A 262-nucleotide genomic window follows, 5' to 3' on the forward strand; every position below is an offset into this window, starting at 1 on the left:
GCCAGCAAGCGATAACCACTGCCATCCTGAGCATGGAAGTGACACAGCGCCTGATTGGCAAAAGCACCAATCACAGAGAGAATCTTGTTCGGGTTACGCCAGTCAAAGGCTTCGTGCTCCAGCAACTGCTGGATACGATTGAGTGTACCAAGATCGGCAGAACCGGCTTGTACCGATAACCACTGGTTCACCACCAGCGCATCGTTTTGCCATTGCTGGTAGAACGCTTCCAGGCTCTGTTGTGCCAGCTCGTCATCACCAC

The 262-nt window shown here is 53.4% G+C and carries 1 protein-coding gene; it reads right to left on the bottom strand.

Translation table 11 applies throughout. The annotated features are described in order from the left end of the window. Positions 1-262, bottom strand: a 262-nt coding sequence (locus Q4563_RS20560) for an aminopeptidase N C-terminal domain-containing protein (protein WP_303605834.1), incomplete at both ends; no start/stop codon positions are given.

The sequence above is a fragment of the Gilvimarinus sp. 1_MG-2023 genome, from assembly GCF_030548285.1.